Annotated in this window: 19 protein-coding genes; 15 read left to right on the plus strand and 4 right to left on the minus strand. The window is 35.3% G+C overall.

Annotated elements, in window-relative coordinates; translation table 11 throughout:
* Nucleotides 1–4: 4 nt before the first annotated feature.
* Entirely contained in the window at nucleotides 5–883 is an 879-nt protein-coding gene (locus HNQ94_RS04485; protein WP_174494877.1) for a TetR/AcrR family transcriptional regulator, read from the minus strand.
* A 222-nt stretch (nucleotides 884–1,105) separates the two neighbouring features.
* Here HNQ94_RS04485 and HNQ94_RS04490 point away from each other — a divergent pair, with 222 nt between their 5' ends.
* The 5 genes from HNQ94_RS04490 to HNQ94_RS04510 all read left to right on the plus strand — a co-directional run bounded on the left by HNQ94_RS04490 (nucleotide 1,106) and on the right by HNQ94_RS04510 (nucleotide 5,616).
* Nucleotides 1,106–2,641, plus strand: a complete 1,536-nt coding sequence (locus HNQ94_RS04490) for a DHA2 family efflux MFS transporter permease subunit (RefSeq protein WP_174494876.1) — start codon at nucleotides 1,106–1,108, stop codon at nucleotides 2,639–2,641.
* Between the two features lie 229 nt (nucleotides 2,642–2,870).
* Nucleotides 2,871–3,479: a YgaN family protein gene (locus HNQ94_RS04495; protein ID WP_174494875.1), complete on the plus strand. Its 609-nt coding sequence runs from the start codon at nucleotides 2,871–2,873 to the stop codon at nucleotides 3,477–3,479.
* 197 nt (nucleotides 3,480–3,676) lie between these two features.
* On the plus strand, nucleotides 3,677–4,453 hold the full coding sequence (locus HNQ94_RS04500) for a class I SAM-dependent methyltransferase (RefSeq protein WP_174494874.1): 777 nt from the start codon (nucleotides 3,677–3,679) through the stop codon (nucleotides 4,451–4,453).
* 22 nt (nucleotides 4,454–4,475) lie between these two features.
* Entirely contained in the window at nucleotides 4,476–4,997 is a 522-nt protein-coding gene (locus HNQ94_RS04505) for a GNAT family N-acetyltransferase (protein WP_174494873.1), read from the plus strand.
* 307 nt (nucleotides 4,998–5,304) lie between these two features.
* Nucleotides 5,305–5,616: a DUF3892 domain-containing protein gene (locus HNQ94_RS04510; protein ID WP_174494872.1), complete on the plus strand. Its 312-nt coding sequence runs from the start codon at nucleotides 5,305–5,307 to the stop codon at nucleotides 5,614–5,616.
* 308 nt (nucleotides 5,617–5,924) lie between these two features.
* On the opposite strand, the gene HNQ94_RS04515 is transcribed toward HNQ94_RS04510, so the two are convergent.
* Nucleotides 5,925–6,383, minus strand: a complete 459-nt coding sequence (locus tag HNQ94_RS04515; RefSeq protein WP_174494871.1) for a DIP1984 family protein — start codon at nucleotides 6,381–6,383, stop codon at nucleotides 5,925–5,927.
* Nucleotides 6,384–6,539: 156 nt separating this feature from the next.
* Between HNQ94_RS04515 and HNQ94_RS04520 the strand changes: the two genes are divergently transcribed.
* The gene (locus tag HNQ94_RS04520) at nucleotides 6,540–7,742 is read left to right on the plus strand and encodes an MFS transporter (RefSeq protein ID WP_174494870.1); all 1,203 of its coding nucleotides are present in this window, start codon (nucleotides 6,540–6,542) and stop codon (nucleotides 7,740–7,742) included.
* Nucleotides 7,743–7,848: 106 nt separating this feature from the next.
* Nucleotides 7,849–8,925: a threonine aldolase family protein gene (locus tag HNQ94_RS04525; protein ID WP_376697728.1), complete on the plus strand. Its 1,077-nt coding sequence runs from the start codon at nucleotides 7,849–7,851 to the stop codon at nucleotides 8,923–8,925.
* 31 nt (nucleotides 8,926–8,956) lie between these two features.
* Here HNQ94_RS04525 and HNQ94_RS04530 read toward each other — a convergent pair whose 3' ends face one another.
* A complete protein-coding gene (locus tag HNQ94_RS04530; protein WP_174494868.1) occupies nucleotides 8,957–9,583 on the minus strand; it encodes a helix-turn-helix transcriptional regulator in 627 nt (208 codons plus the stop codon).
* 163 nt (nucleotides 9,584–9,746) lie between these two features.
* Here HNQ94_RS04530 and HNQ94_RS04535 point away from each other — a divergent pair, with 163 nt between their 5' ends.
* From HNQ94_RS04535 to HNQ94_RS04560, 6 genes are all read left to right on the plus strand, one after another.
* Complete coding sequence (locus HNQ94_RS04535; protein WP_174494867.1) at nucleotides 9,747–10,364, plus strand: superoxide dismutase; 618 nt, start codon at nucleotides 9,747–9,749, stop codon at nucleotides 10,362–10,364.
* A 75-nt stretch (nucleotides 10,365–10,439) separates the two neighbouring features.
* Nucleotides 10,440–10,685 carry a YuzB family protein gene (locus HNQ94_RS04540; protein ID WP_174494866.1) on the plus strand — a complete coding sequence of 82 codons (246 nt, stop codon included), beginning with the start codon at nucleotides 10,440–10,442 and terminating at the stop codon, nucleotides 10,683–10,685.
* Nucleotides 10,686–10,708: 23 nt separating this feature from the next.
* A complete protein-coding gene (locus HNQ94_RS04545) occupies nucleotides 10,709–11,176 on the plus strand; it encodes a flavin reductase family protein (RefSeq protein ID WP_221452484.1) in 468 nt (155 codons plus the stop codon).
* A 20-nt stretch (nucleotides 11,177–11,196) separates the two neighbouring features.
* A complete protein-coding gene (fdxA, locus tag HNQ94_RS04550) occupies nucleotides 11,197–11,436 on the plus strand; it encodes a 4Fe-4S ferredoxin (RefSeq protein ID WP_174494865.1) in 240 nt (79 codons plus the stop codon).
* A gap of 32 nt (nucleotides 11,437–11,468) precedes the next feature.
* Nucleotides 11,469–11,939 carry a DUF1189 family protein gene (locus HNQ94_RS04555; protein ID WP_174494864.1) on the plus strand — a complete coding sequence of 157 codons (471 nt, stop codon included), beginning with the start codon at nucleotides 11,469–11,471 and terminating at the stop codon, nucleotides 11,937–11,939.
* A gap of 267 nt (nucleotides 11,940–12,206) precedes the next feature.
* Nucleotides 12,207–12,929, plus strand: coding sequence for a DsbA family oxidoreductase (locus HNQ94_RS04560; protein WP_174494863.1), 723 nt, complete (start codon nucleotides 12,207–12,209; stop codon nucleotides 12,927–12,929).
* Between the two features lie 59 nt (nucleotides 12,930–12,988).
* On the opposite strand, the gene HNQ94_RS04565 is transcribed toward HNQ94_RS04560, so the two are convergent.
* A complete protein-coding gene (locus HNQ94_RS04565) occupies nucleotides 12,989–13,897 on the minus strand; it encodes a DMT family transporter (protein ID WP_246199928.1) in 909 nt (302 codons plus the stop codon).
* 192 nt (nucleotides 13,898–14,089) lie between these two features.
* On the opposite strand from HNQ94_RS04565, the gene HNQ94_RS04570 reads away from it, so the two are divergent.
* The gene (locus HNQ94_RS04570) at nucleotides 14,090–14,497 is read left to right on the plus strand and encodes a VOC family protein (protein WP_174494861.1); all 408 of its coding nucleotides are present in this window, start codon (nucleotides 14,090–14,092) and stop codon (nucleotides 14,495–14,497) included.
* A 166-nt stretch (nucleotides 14,498–14,663) separates the two neighbouring features.
* Nucleotides 14,664–15,707, plus strand: a complete 1,044-nt coding sequence (locus tag HNQ94_RS04575; RefSeq protein ID WP_174494860.1) for an ArsR/SmtB family transcription factor — start codon at nucleotides 14,664–14,666, stop codon at nucleotides 15,705–15,707.
* The last annotated feature ends 7 nt before the right edge of the window (nucleotides 15,708–15,714 follow it).

Here is a 15,714-nt window from a genome sequence, read left to right on the forward strand (position 1 = left end):
TTTTTTATTTTATGATATAAGTATTCAATATGTTTTCTAATTCTTCTACTAATTCCTTTTCCGAAAGTACATTCTTTAATGATGCAAGGGAGCTTTCAATTAGCATCTTCCGTGGGTGATGAGAATGAGAAATTTCATCCTGGATAAAATCGATCAACTCTATATACCTAACCTGATCTTTATCCTCTTTTAACCTTTTTCGTAGAGAGGTGATAGTTTCCGTTAGCCTTAAACGAAAAGTTTGATCAGCTCTTTTATCCTTTGATAACCAACTGTCCAAATGACTAGGTTCATGCAATTGTTCGCCCGATTCAGCAACTTCCTCTACAACCTTGACTATCCGGTTTACGCTGTAGTGTACGACTTTATGCACTTCCTCATCAGCATTTTTTCGTTTGTCTGCATATTTGATGTTTTGGTGTAAAATGCCGATAAACATAATGGCGCAATCCAATAAATAAGTCTTTTTTTCCTCTCCAAATAATTGGATGAAACGCAAATAGACCCATTGTACTAAACGCAATTGACCTTCCTTAATAAACTGCTTCAATTCCTCATCATGAGAAACAAGTACTTCCTCGAAAAGGGCAACCATCTTATTTTTACGATTCATATACATTTGAAATTCAATTTGTTTAATGAAAAGTTGAATATTTGAATGATCCTGTCCAATCAATATTTTATTTCTTTCCTTTTCCATTTTTGTGTAAGCTTCGGTAAATATAGCAATAAGTAGCTCGTTCTTAGAGGAAAAGTAATTGTAAAAGGTTCCCTTGGCAATACCACAATAATCTATAATATCTTGAATGGATGTGGCCTGAAATCCCTTTTCTATAAATAACTGGTGTGCCATTTTAATAACTTGTTGCTTACGATCACTCATAAAAAAATCATCCTTACTATCAGTTATAATAAAATCATTTATTGTAAACGTTTTATATAGACTAGCGGTATAAAAAATATACTACACCATTTTTGTTACTTACACAAACGCTTATGTTTAGGGAAAAATTCTTATTGCAAATATTAGACTCCTAGTATATGATATTGTTTATGTGAAATCAGAGTATAAAAAATGAACGTCGAGTATAAGGGGGATAACACCATGAAAGATACGAAAAAAATCACACCCAGACCTAATTACGGAATTATCGGTATACTTATGGTTGGTGCTTTTATTGCTTTTTTAAACAATACATTATTGAATATCGCGTTACCTTCTATTATGAGCGACTTAAGAATAGGTCCATCAACTGTACAATGGATGACGACAGGCTATATGTTAGTTAACGGGATTTTGATTCCGACGACAGCATACTTAATACAAAAATATTCCGTTCGTCGTTTATTTTTAGTGGCAATGGGATTATTTACGATAGGAACAATAATTGCTGGTTCTGCAGAAATCTTTCCGTTATTACTAGCTGGACGAATGATTCAAGCTTCTGGATCGGCAATAATGATGCCTTTGCTGATGAATGTTATGCTAATCAGTTTCCCGGTAGAAAAAAGAGGGGCAGCAATGGGTGTGTTTGGTTTAATTTTAATGGCCGCTCCCGCTATTGGACCAACTCTATCAGGTTGGATTGTGGAGCATTATAATTGGAGAGCACTTTTCCATTTTGTTACACCAATTGCAGCCAGTGTCTTTATACTAGGGTTTTTCTTCCTTAAAGATAAAAAGGAAAAAGTAAACCTTAAACTCGATACTTTTTCTTTACTGTTATCAAGTGTCGGTTTTGGTGGTATTTTATATGGATTCAGTTCTGCTGGGTCAAAAGGATGGAGTAATCCATTCGTATACGGAACAATTATTATTGGTGTTATTTCATTAGTTTCTTTTATAATTAGACAGTCGAAACAAAAGAGCCCGATGCTTAACTTTAGTATTTTTAAATTTCCAATGTTTGCACTATCCTCTACTATTACGATGGTCATTACAATGGCGATGTTTTCTGGAATGCTACTATTACCGATCTATGTACAGGAGATACGTGGTATTACTCCTTTAGATGCAGGGTTAATGATGTTACCAGGTGCTTTAGTCATGGCGTTCATGTCTCCAATTACAGGAAGACTTTTTGATAAATTCGGTGGGAAAGTTTTAGCAATTTCTGGGCTGATTATTACTGTAGTAACAACGTATTATTTTAGTCAACTTACAATGGAAACGACGTATAATTATTTAGTTGTATTACATGCTATTCGTATGTTTGGGATGTCCATGATCATGATGCCAGTCTCAACTAATGGTCTTAACCAATTGCCAGCCCGTTTTTATCCACATGGAACAGCTATGAACAATACGCTTAACCAAGTGTCTGGCGCTATTGGGACAGGATTATTAGTATCCATTATGTCAACACGTAGCGAAACACATGCGGCTACAATGTTTCAGGATGCGATGAAGAGTCTGACAATCCAACCAACCGACGCAGCAATAGAAGAAATGGAGCAAGTGATTGGAATGCAAGCAATGCTTCAAGGAATTAATGACGTTTTCTTCATTTCAACATTTATAGCTGGTGTAGCATTAGTGCTTGCTTTCTTTATTAAACGTGCAAGTCCTGCAGAGGAACCTGAGCCAATTGAGGATCAATCTAAAGGTGATATTATTGTTCCGAAGTTGGCGGAAAGATAAAGAGAAATATGTCCGGACTAACAATTGATTACTTAATTGTTAGTCCTTTTTTTCGCCTTTTGATCTTGATGCCGATTTAGAAATAATAGATTATTTCCTCTAGGGTAGAGGGATCGAGAGTAATATGAGAGAATGTTCATGTATGATATAAGGTGAAGAGTGTGAGTTGAAAAGGACTCTGTTTATTGGATACAAATGACTGAGAGTGGATATAAGAAAGGAGAGGGAAATGAAAAAAATATTAATATTGTTTTTTATCATTTTTATCTTACTGTTTTTGCCTGCTTGTAATAATGATAGTGTGAAGGAAAACACCTTTTCAAAAGCAGAGTTAACAGAGAGGGAGAAAGCAATACTTTCTACTACAGCTGATCAATCTTTTGTGTTTGATTTCCATATTGATAGTGAATATAAGGAAGTATCTGTTTGGGTTGAAAAATATGAATTAGGTGAATTGGTAGACAATAAAATTGCTCACCTCACAGCTAAAGTTAAGGAAAATGGTACGATTATTTTTACTAAGTCAAATACGATTGATAACGACAATCAGGTAATGTTTAACGTTGGTATTAACAGTGATGGAGCAACTGGTTCTTTAAATAGTTTTGATACAATGTCTGGTGAAGGTTTTCGTAATATGTCTATCATAATGGATAGCAATCCAGGAGAAAGTATTCCGACAACAGGAAAAATGGTTTTAGCTAGTATCTGCTACTCAAATGACGATGGATCTATGAGTTCACTTCCCCATTCTTTTTTCCAAGATGTAGAGGGAAATATTAGCGATTTAGAGAAATATGACGTTGCTTATCTGATTAAAAGCGAATTCATAAAATAAAGTTATCTAAAAATTGAATAAAAAAAATTTAGATCGTCAGAAATGGCGATCTTTTTGTACTTTAAGAAAGTTTAACTTTGTTAAAGGATTAAAGTATAAGAAAAACGAAGGCTTTCGTCATAAGGACTTGGCGACAAGCCAAGTTTTTCTGATGTATAATAATATTCATATGAATAAAAGAATAGGGACGAAAAATAATGATCATTACAACAGCTGGACGATCCCCAAGTAAATTAGTTATGAAAGCGAAAAAGCTGTCGACTTCTTATGGACTATCATACAAAGAAAGAGGCGGCGTTTCGATTGAATCTTTAAAAGAACAGTATCAGGATGATATTGTGGTTGTAGGGAAAGAACGTTTGTATATAGCTCCACTATATGATGAATCGAATCTATTTTTCCACCCCAATTTAGCAATGATTAGGGCAAAACGAATGTTTAAAGGGGATGAAGACCCCCTTATTTCAACTGCTAAGTTAACAGAAGGGATGTCTTTTCTAGACTGTACGTTGGGTTTGGCATCAGATAGCATAATAACAAGCATTGCAGTTGGCTCTAGTGGATCAGTTATGGGAGTGGAGGGGAATCCGTTATTATACCTCTTGGCTAAAGAAGGGTTATCATCATTTTCGAGCGGGAACCATCTTTTTGATCAAGCGATGAGAAGAATTGAAGTCTTCCACAGTGATCATCTTTCCCTTTTACAGCAAACAAAATCTGATTCATTCGATGTAGTATACTTTGATCCTATGTTTCATTCCACAATTGATTCTTCAAGTGGAATGAATTCAATTAGAGGACAAGCCGTGAAGTCTGAACTTACGAAAGAGGTAATAAAGGAAGCAATGCGTGTAGCCCGTGAACGTGTAGTGTTAAAAGATCATTGGAAAAGTGATAGGTTTGCTCAATTCGGATTTACACAGCACAAAAGAAAAACATCGTTATTTCATTACGGCACGATTGAATTAAACTAATTAGATAGAGGGGAAACCATATATGTTTACGATAGAAACGATACGTTTGGGATTTATACCGATGACGATCGAATCCATTGAAGCGGCTATGAGCGGGGAACAAACATTACAACAATATCTACAAATCAACGTGGAAACGAATTTTATACAAACCATCCATCAAGAGCGTGTTTTCCCTCTCCGCTTAGAAAAATTAAAAAAGAACCCAGAAATATCAAAATGGTATGGATTTATTGCGGAAAAGAAGAGTAATACGGTTATAGGGATGATGGGATTTAAAACCCCACCTAATAACAGTGGATTAATCGAAATAGGTTACGGCATAAACGAAAAATTTCAAGGGAATGGATATGCTAGTGAAATGGCAAGTGGATTAAAAGACTGGGCTTTTCAACAGGAAGGGGTTAAAGGCATTACTGCAACGAATATTAGGAAAGATAATATAGCTTCTATAAAAATTGTGAAAAAATTAGGAATGAATCTTATACAAAAAAACGATGATACAATAGATTTTATGATCTTAAAGGAAAGCGTAAGTGAGTAGGCCAAACCTATTTTTATTGTTTAGCATATCTAGCTAAATAACACGTTCCACTTCCCATAACTAAGAGCCACTTGCAATTCAAATAAAAGAGCCTAAAATCGCCCAATGGGTTGAGATAAATAAACCTACTAAAAATAATATCATTCCACTTATAAATAAAGGCATATCAGTGTTCATCTTTTTCCTCTAGAATGTAAATGTGATATATCTACAGTAACAATAATGATTAAAAAAGGGAAAAGAACAACTACTACATAAATCATAAACATTAGCACACACTAAACATACGTTCTGGAGGTGTTGCCGAATGAGTAAAGATTTTGAACAGATTTTTGAGAATTACAGAAAACAAACAGATAATGAAGCGGCAATGGAAACAGATCTACAAGTAAAACCTGGCCAAGAACAAATTGTAGCAGTCCGAAGAAATGATGACGGTGATATTATTGCCTTCAAGACAGAAAGTGGTAGGGAACTGGATTACGTAACAGCACTTGATGAAGCGAAAGCTGGTAAACTTGCTCATGTAGATGTTTTTCATAAATACGGTCGGGATATTATTCGAAGTGAACCGGATGGTTTGAAAGAAAATAACTTGGATAATCTGGATAGCTTCTAAACTATTTCAATACGAAAAAACGCTTGGTTTGGTACCAAACCCCAAAAGTTAGAGTAATAAATCTAACTTTTTGGGGCTAACTACCTCTTCCAAGCGTTTTTCCATTCCCCTTATCCACCCTCGCGAAAGAAAATCAGTACATGGTTATAAGTTGTATGAGTAAATCGTTCTCATGTAACAGTAATGGGTCTAATTTGTCAAAAGAGGACTTGAACCTCTAGGGTTACCCCGAAACCCCTGCCACATTCCAACTTGACCCGTTGGTGGGTTTTGTACTCGCTTTTATGCTTTCGCTACCAACTTGCTTATTAATCTATTAAATCGGTTTTCCAATTAAGTTCTTGAATCTTCGTATCGACTAATCTATATTTTTGTGACAGTTCATCCACATATTTTTGCGTTTCTTTTATATTAAATGGTGTTATAAATTTAATTTCAGACCTAGAATATCTGTCATGACGCATAGATGCTTGTGCTAGAATCTCACTGTATATATTTCTTTCTTGACCTAGTAAATCTCGCTCTGTTAACGCATCAGCAAGTGATTGTGTATCAACAAAAGCTGTTTGCAAATTGGTGCGATTGATATTTTGAATAACCTCTTTTAATTGATGTAATACCTGAGATAGTTCTTTCTTAAGTTCCTTAGGGTCTTCGTTAGGAGTTTCCCCTTCTTGTATTTTAGCATTCTGTAACAGCCTATGTTTCAGCTGTTCCATACGTTTTTGATAATCGGAACGAAGAATTAGAGCTTCTGCTAATTTCACTCTGAATAACCTCTTTTCTTTTGATATGCTTTTCTTATATTAACATAAAAAAGTGAATCAAACCGTCCTTAACATAGGGTGAGGTATAGCCAAAAATCTGTTACTCTATTAAAAAAGTGTTAAAATAATGAACATACAATATATTTAGGAGAAACCATGAAAAATCAGAGCCTATCTACACATAATATTCGTGTCATGTTTTGGATCCGTTTTTTTGGAACAATTAATTTTATTGCCCCAGTGTTAACGCTTTTTTATTATGAACGTGGTCTGGAGCCTATCCACATTTTAATGCTACAACTATTTTGGAGTGGAGCAGTTCTCTTGGGGGAGGTTCCTGGTGGAGTTGTTGCAGATCGTTTCGGTCCAAAAGTTTCTTTTCTAATTGGAGTTATCATAAAAATAGGAAGTATTTCTCTTTTAATTTACGCCTATGAACCATGGATGTTCTTTCTATTTAGTGCACTGAATGGACTTTCTGTCACGTTTTTTTCTGGTGCTGACGAAGCTCTCATATATGAGTCACTTAAGGAAGATGGAAAACATAATCAAATGGATTGGGCGATGGGTAAAATACAATCAGCTGGTTTTGTTTCGATGATTCTAGCTGTACTTTTCGGTGCTTATCTAGCACAAGATTTACAAAATGAACAATTTATTCTATTAATTCTACTCGGGCTACTATTTCATCTCGTAGAGTTAGTGCTCATTTTCTTTGTGAGAAATCCTAAAAATACTGGAACATTCAAAGCTAATCCTTTTAAACAAGTAACTGCAGGGGTGAAAGCAATTAGGAAAGAACCGACATTGCTACTCCTCTTTATTAACTTTACACTTGTTTTTATTCCGGCAGATTCTGTCTATGAAGCATTTAATCAACCGATTTTTACGAATGCAGGATTGCCGGTTGTAATGATCGGTGTCATGTACGCACTTGCAGCTACTTTAGGGTATATGACCTCACAATCAGTAGGTTGGTTCTCAAGTAAATTTTCACGGAAAAGTCTAATGTTTGTAACTGGAATATTAGCAGCAATTGGCCTATTCGTATCAGCCGTTTTTGGTGAAACGTTGTGGATCGTATTAGGCGCATTTTTCTTATTACGAATCGGACAAGCAATGAGAGGACCGATTTATTCTCAATTAAAAAATGATTTGATTCCATCAGAAATACGAGCTACAACCTTATCATTAATATCTGTATTAGATTCGGCATTTGACCTCATCGTCTTTGGAATGTTATCGCTTGTTGCCTTTGACGGTTTAACAGGTATTTTAATAGCCAGTAGCTTAATTGCATTAGCTGGGACATTAACGCCGATTCAGAGGAGAGTGAAAAGAGAGGGACAGTTAGTCTAAAAAAAGTGTAGGCTACTAATTCTATTGAATAGTAAGTGGATAAAAATAGAAACCAAGCTTAGTTTAAATGAAAAATACAATTACAAAGCGGAGAGGATATGGGAATTTGACTAAATTATTTCAAGCTTTTCAACAAACCAACCATCAATTAGTAGGACATGGCCCTAGAAATGTAGATGTATTGAAACAAGCATTTGAGGGTATTAACGGGGACGTACCGAGCGATTTATATGGAAATGGAAGAGTGATTGAGGAATTCCAAGAAAAAATTGCATCTTATTTAGGTAAGGAAGCCGCAGTGTTTTTTCCGAGTGGGACAATGGCCCAACAAATTGCCCTTCGGATATGGTGTGATAAAAAAGGAATGAAAACAGTAGGCTATCACCCACTTTCACACCTGGAAATTCATGAGGAAGACGGAATTAAAGAATTACATAACATCAAAACAATATTGTTAGTAGATAAAAACCGCGTAATTGAAATAGAAGATGTCGTAAATCTAAAAGAGGATATTTCCTGTTTACTACTTGAGCTACCACAACGTGAAATAGGAGGACAACTCCCGTCCTTTGAAACGCTGCAAGCTATTTCCGAATACTGCCATGATAAGGATATTAAACTTCATCTTGATGGGGCAAGATTGTGGGAAGTCCTACCTTATTACCAAAGAACTGCTCCAGAAGTCTGTAGTCTTTTTGACAGTGTATATGTTTCTTTTTATAAAGGAATAGGTGGTATTGCAGGGGCAATTTTAGCAGGTGGAAAGGAGTTTACAGAAGAATCAAAAGTGTGGAAAAAACGCCATGGTGGTGACTTAATCAGCCTTTATCCCTATATTTTATCTGCGGATTACTATTTCGAAAAAAGAAAAGATATGATGGGACAATATTATGAAGACGCCATTGAACTAGCAAGTTATTTCAACAAATGCGAAGGCGTAAAGACTATACCAGAAATACCAGTCTCCAATATGTTTCATGTTCATTTTGAAATGGACATAGACAAAGTGATTCCCATTTTAATAGACATTTATGAAGAAACTGGAATTGGCATCACGAGTAATTTACGGAAAACTGATAACAATGGCTGTTACACTGAAATTAGTATTGGGGATCAATATCGTGAAGTGCCACAAGATAAATTAGAAGCTGTGTTCCAAAAATTGAAGGAGAAGTTAGTTTAAGAAAAAAATGATCACTGCTGTTCTCATCCCATTAAAAAGCAATGATGAACTTACAGTGATCATTTCCTTCAGTCTTACAGGTTGTTCTTTTAATGTTATCGGTTTGTAAAACGTTTTTAAACATAGATGTTTCGCATTTACATGCAACTTTGTATTCTTTTGCAACCGCCATAATCGGGCAATTGTACTCCGTTAGTTCGTACGTGCTTTCATCAATTTGAGCCACGTCGGCCATATACCCTTTTTCATTTTGAATAGCAGCCATCTCAAGTATTCTTTCATTCGGTGATTTTTCGTGCATTCGATTCACATATTGACGCGTTAGCCGTTGTTCACGTTTTTCAAACAATTGTTGAATAGAAGCTTCACCATGTAGTTCTTCAATATCCTTTAAAAATTCCACGCTTAAGCCTTCATAGTTTTTAGGGAAAAGCAGTTCTCCTTTTTCAGATAAGCTGTAGACTTGAATAGGTCTCCCCATTGGTTGCTTTACTTCTTTCGACAAAATCAAACCGTCTTTTTCCATTTGTATAAGGTGCTTTCTGACAGCCATGTCAGTAATCGATAAATGTTTAGTTAGATCCGAAACGGTTAACTTCACTTCTTTTTTTAATAGTTGAAGAATTCTATCCTTCGTTGTTAGTTTTGTTTGTTCCATAAGGAAACACCTCGGCTTTGTATTGTATTCCATTATAGGCAAAAAAATAGAAACATTGAAGCAAAAAGATTGATTCTACTTTTAAAATAGGTTATTATCATTCTATACTTATTATACCTTTTAGTATAAAAAGTACAAACTAAAATTTTTGGGGGAATATAACATGTCAAAATTTACTTTACCAGCACTTACATATGCATTTGATGCATTGGAGCCTCATATTGATAAGCAAACAATGGAGATCCATCATGGGAAACACCATCAAACATATGTGGATAAACTAAATGCAGCACTAGAAGGTAAAACGGATTTACAAGATAAGTCTCTAGAAGAACTCCTTGGAAACCTAGATGCTCTACCAGAGGATATTCGTACTGCAGTTCGTAACAATGGTGGTGGACACTTTAATCACACACTTTTCTGGGAAGTTATTGCGCCTGGTAAAGAGGCAGCAGCACCTACAGGAAAACTTGCAGAAGCAATGAAAGAAGCATTTGGAAGCATTAGTGCATTTGAAGATCAATTTTCAACTGCAGCAACGACTCGTTTCGGATCTGGATGGGCATGGTTAGTAGTTAATGAAAACGGTAAACTAGAGGTAACTAGCACACCTAATCAAGATAACCCTATTATGGAAGGTCAAACAGCAATTCTAGGTTTAGATGTTTGGGAGCATGCGTATTACTTAAATTATCAAAACAGACGTCCTGAATACATCGAAGCTTTCTTTAATATTATCAACTGGGAAGTAGTAGCAGAAAAATACGAGCAAGCAATATAATTTGAATAATACATAAGGTACCTTTTTAGGTGCCTTATTCCATGCAAACATACAATAAAAAGGAGGAAAGAAACTATGGGAATCGTAGTGGTGGAAATTTGTGATGGTAGTCTTATCAATGAAATAGATGTAGAATCTATAATAGAAGCAGAATACCCAGAAGTAGCCGTTATGGAAAGTAGTTGTCTTTCCTTTTGTGGTATGTGTGCGAATAGACCTTATGCTTTGGTCAACGGCAAGCGAATCTTTGGGAAAACAGCAGCCGAATGTTTAGATAAAATAAAAACGCAAATTGAAGAAGAGCTTGCTATATATGCTTAAATAACGTATAAAGGGGTATTCACATGATAGATGATAGATTGTTTCGAACAGCAATGGGTAAATTTGCTACTGGAATCACCGTTGTGACAAGTCACATTGATGGAGAAGTTCGCGGAATGACAGTCAATGCTTTCATGTCTGTCTCTCTTAATCCAAAACTCATCACGGTCTCCATTGACGAAAAAGCTTCCATGTATGATGATCTTCAAAAAGTTGGACGTTTTGGTGTTAGTATTTTAGCGGATACCCAAAAAGATTTGTCCATGATCTTCGCAAAACAAAAAGAGCAAGACAAAGAGATAGAGTTTGAAGATGCTGATGGCGTACCAGTTTTAAAAGGATCATTAGCAACGTTAGCATGTACCGTACAACAAACAGTAAAAGCAGGGGACCATGTCTTGTTAATTGCTGAAGTAACAGATGTTCAAGTGAGCGAAGGAGATCCAATACTATATTTTAGTAGCTCATACCGCAATATAGAAAACACATAAAGAATATAGGAGGGAGACCCATGGCTTTTGTAATTACAAGTCCGTGTAAAGGGGAGTTAGCTGGAGAATGCTTAGCTGTCTGTCCTGTCGAATGTATCGACAAAGGAGAAGACCAATTTTTCATTGATCCAGATCTGTGCATCGATTGTGGTGCATGCGCATCGGTTTGCCCGGTTGATGCAATTGTGGAAGAGTACGATCTAACCCCTGAACAAGAACCATACTTGGAAAAGGCAGAGAAATTTTTCGAAAATCGCTAAATAATACGTACTAATCTAATGGAGGAACCAAAATGGGATTACTCATTGCATTAAAAAATAGTCTACTTCTGCCCAAAAAAGAAGCCCTTTTCCGTTTGAATAGAGTAGGAATGCTCCATACGATGACGTATTTATTTGTGTTAATGATTGTGCTGTTTATCCCAAATTTAGTAAATAACATAGAGAATCTTAGTAGAAATGAAGAAAAAAGCATGTACATGTTACAAGTCATCGTATTTTATCCATTCGTTATCTTTTTCACGATGATCTGTCTCGTTTCCATTTTGACTTTCCTTTCATTTATTATTAGCAAGCTAGTAAAAAGAAAGCTCACATATCAACTACTTTGGAAAATGACGACTTTCGCGATAACCATCCCGCTGTTAATCCACAGTATTGTTAGTGTGATTGGTTATAATAATCCAGGGATTATTGCACTTTTATTGCTTATTCTTTATACGCTCATGTATAAAATGATTATCATTTATCCAAAGAAACCGTAATTACAAAACCCAATCCTCCTTTTAAGTTAGGGGAATGGGTTTTTTGTTATATATCAACCAAATTAAAGATATATCAGCGAAATGGAAATTATATCAACCAAAATAAAAATATATCAACCAAATTAGAAGTATTTCAACGGAATAGAAAATACGGTCAATCAAAATAGAAAGTATACCAATCAAAAGTCTATTTCCGAGCAAGTTTTTATTATTTCTGTATAAATTATGTTATCATGATGCAAAACTTACAAAAACGAGGTATTAATTATGAAAATAGAAGTTTGGTCTGATTATGTATGTCCGTTCTGTTATATCGGAAAACGTCGCTTAGAGGAAGCTCTTGAACAGTTTCCGAACCGAAACGAAGTAGACGTAGAATTTAAAAGTTTTGAATTAGATCCAAATGCAAAGCTATACGCTGGCGACAGCATACATGAAGTGTTAGCGAAAAAGTATGGAATGAGTATTGAGGAAGCAAAACGTGCTAATGATAATGTCGGTCAATCTGCAGCAAATCTTGGTTTAACGTATAACTTTGATGAAATGAAACCAACAAATACATTTGACGCGCATCGTTTAACGAAATACGCAAAAACAGTTGGGAAAGACAAAGAACTAACAGAAAAATTACTACATGCCTATTTTACCGAATCTAAGTTAATTAGTGACCATCAAACACTAGTGGAACTTGCAGCATCTGTTGGAATGGATGAGGCAGAGTCCTTAAAAGTACTACAAGATGCTACACATTTTCAAGACGATGTCCGTCGTGATGAAGGAATGGCCCAACAAATTGGAGTAAATGGCGTACCATTCTTTGTCATTAATCAAAAATATGCTATCTCTGGTGCCCAACCAAAGGAAACATTTCTTAGCGCCCTTCAACAAGTATGGCAAGAGGAATCTGGCCCTAAAATAGTAGACCTATCAGGTGAAGGTGGAGCTGGGGCAGTTTGTACAGATGACAACTGTGACATTCCTGGCAAGTAAAAATATAGAAAACATAAAGTGCATGGTTTTTTCATATAAAACCATGCATTTTTATAGAGTTACTTTTCTTCCATAGCTTTTTTTTTCATGGATAGTATTAAAACCATCCCAATTATACAAGCCGTGCCGATCCACTGATACATTCCAAAAGGTTCTCTCAACCAAAACACGGTCGTTAAAACCGCAGAAAGAGGTTCTAAGCTTCCTAGCACACTCGTTTCTTTTGCGGACAAGTACTGTAAACTTTCTATGTAGAACCAGAAAGCAAGCATTGTCCCAAAAACAACAACAAAAAATAAGTACATAATAGCCTCCACCGATAAATACGCAATGTTCCAAGGTGGATGAATGAAACTTAATGCTAACCCACCAATGATCATAGCCCATCCGACTATGACGAGGGAATCATACTGTTTGAGCAAAGGAATCGCATATAACGTATAAAATGCTAATGCTACTCCTGACAAAACTCCCCAAACAATAGCCGGTGCTGGTACAGATAATTGAGAAAAAGAACCATTAGTTAATAAGAATAAACAACCAACTAACGCAAGTGAAGTTGTGATTACATCTTGTTTTGTTAAAATCGTCTGTTTACGTAAAAGTAAATAAATAATTATCATAACAGGAGCTAAATATTGTAGAAGTGTTGCTACGGCGGCATTGCCTAAGTTAATGGAGGCCATGTATGTATATTGAACCGCGAGCATACCAAATAACCCAAAGACAAGAAGCTGAATAACGACCTTTTTATTTTTTAGGATGTTTATAACTTGAGAGCTAGTTTTCTTCATAGATTGAATGATTAAAAGTAAAACACCTGCTAGCAGCAGACGTGTAGAAACTAACCAATCTACATCAATTCCGTAATCTTGAAAAAGTTTCTGTGCAACTGTGCCTCCAACACCCCATAATGTTGCCCCACATATAACCAAAAATATTCCAATGTTTCTAGTACGCTTATTTATCATATAATCACCAACGTATATTGTAATAGTATTATCATAAGGGAAAGAGTAGGAAGAGGACACTATTTACAATTTAAAAATGAAAAGAGCTTCTTACTTCTAAAATAATGTAGTATTTCTGTAGATAGGAATGTATTCTTAATTTGAACAATAACTAAAGTTCGAGGAAATGAAATAAAAGGAGGTCCTATTTTGAACTATGTTTTAGATCATGTTGGTATTGCCGTTAGAAGTATAGATGATATCCTTCCCTTTTATTTAAACGTATTAAAGGGTGAATTAATAGATCGTTACACTAGTGATGCCCCTGGTGTTGAGGTACATGTTGCTGTTGTTAGAACGGATGACAAAATAATGGAGTTATTGGAACCGACTAACAAGAACTCTCCGATTGCACGTTTCGTAAAACAAAAGGGAAAAGGGGTTCATCACATTGCTTATCGAGTCGATGACTTGGATAAGGCAATTTCTGAGGCGCGTCAAAATGGCGTTCGATTCTTAGACAACACGCTTCGAACAAATTCCCGAGGGAGAAGGCTAATTTATATGAATCCAGCTTCAACAGATGGAACCCTAATAGAGCTTTGTGATTATAAGTAAGATTTCAATTAGTAAGATTTATTCGTATTAGATTAAACCCATTTATGATGATGGGTTATTTTTTATTTTATCATTCAAAAATCATAGAATATAATATTCAATTTATATTGAATAAATACTTTTATAAGTATAAAATATATACAAAGTTTAGAAAGAGGTGTCTACATTGGATGTTTATCATATTACTAGTCGTAAAAGAGAAACCTATGAAATTAGGTTGGAATATTCTCTTTTATGGGAATGTGCATTGGGGATCGCTGCAGTTACAAATAAGAGATTAATTAACACGCTAGAGAAGCCTCAGAAATATTGGGAGAAATTAAGAGGATCTTTTTCTAAAGGACTGCAAAATGAATTGAAAATTGTGGAAGAGAAAAACACTTGGAAATCGTTATTACTGCTGTTGCATCAAAAAGACTTCTCTGACATTACAGAATTTTCATCCTTTATACATAAGCTTTCTGATGAAGAAATTAGATACATTTGTATACCTTATATTGGCTATAAACATAATGATGTAAGAAAAAATGCTGCACAAGGTGATATCTTGGCGATTAGCAAAATGAAAAACTTAACTAAAGATAATCCCTTTTTTCCGGACTACATCGAGTTTGTTAGTCATGTTGAAGTCAATTACTTGAAAGATCATCTCGTCGGTGTCTTAAAAAGCTGGTATGAAGAATTTCTAAAAAAAGACGAATCTACTATTAATTCCTACTTGAAAACTGATTATGATGCAAAGAATAAGATGGTAGTGGGTATGGAACCAGAAGAGTTTATTGAATGGGCGACTGGTGGAGTTGCTTATTTACCAGAACCTACTGTAAACACCGTTTTGCTAATTCCACAGTATGTTTACCGTCCGTGGAATATTGAAGCTGATATAGAGGGAACAAAGGTGTTTTATTATCCGATTGCTAATGAAAGTATTTATCCGAATGATCGATACAGCCCGAGTAACTCATTGATACTAAAATATAAAGCTTTAGGGGATGAAGTAAGACTCCGAATTATAAAGCTATTGGCCGAGAAAGAGCTCTCCTTACAGGAAATTACGAATGAACTGGGGTTAGGAAAAACAACAATCCATCATCACCTAAAAATCTTAAGGTCAGCTAACTTAGTAGAGGTGAAAAAATTGAAGTATCGATTAAAGATAAATGCAATTACTTCCTTGCCAAAGGAATTGGAACAATATTTAAATAATTGAATATATA

Origin of the sequence: Salirhabdus euzebyi, from assembly GCF_014207435.1 — a bacterium.
Classification (GTDB): Bacteria; Bacillota; Bacilli; order Bacillales; family Alkalibacillaceae; genus Salirhabdus; species Salirhabdus euzebyi.